A 510-nucleotide genomic window follows, 5' to 3' on the forward strand; every position below is an offset into this window, starting at 1 on the left:
CCGCGGTCGCCGCGCGCGGCGTCGCGCGCGGGCACGTGGCCGACCTGCTGCGCCGCGTGCCCGGGTCGGGCAGCGGACGCCGGGCCGGAGCTGTCGAGGGCGTCGTGCTCGCGCTGGTGGCCGCCGGCGTCGTCCAGCTCGCGGTGGCGCCCGGCTCCGCGCCCGGACCCGTCGCCTCGGCCGGCCCCGGCATGATCGCGCTCGGCGGCGCCCTGCTCGCGGCGCGGCTGCTGCGGTTTGTCTCGCGGCGCCGGGTGGCCCGTGCGCTCGACCGCGGCCGTCCCGGCGCCCTGGTCGGCTGGGCCGGCGTCGCCCGCCGAGCCGGCACCGCCCGCACCACCGGGGTGCTCGCCGCGGCGCTGTGCCTGCTGCTCGTGGGCGTGCAGGCCTGGACCGTCGCCTCCCGCGAGCGCTCCGCCCGGGCGCTGGCCGAGACCGGCGCCGAGGTCGTGCTCGACGTCCGCTCGCCCGACCCCGCCACGCTGCTGCGCGCCGTGCGCGCCGCCGACC

General features: G+C 82.7%; 1 pseudogene. It reads left to right on the top strand.

The features are described from left to right. Positions 1-510 (top strand): annotated as a pseudogene (locus ACYVJ4_RS18605) (hypothetical protein); the annotation flags it as partial.

Source organism: Angustibacter peucedani (assembly GCF_054779595.1).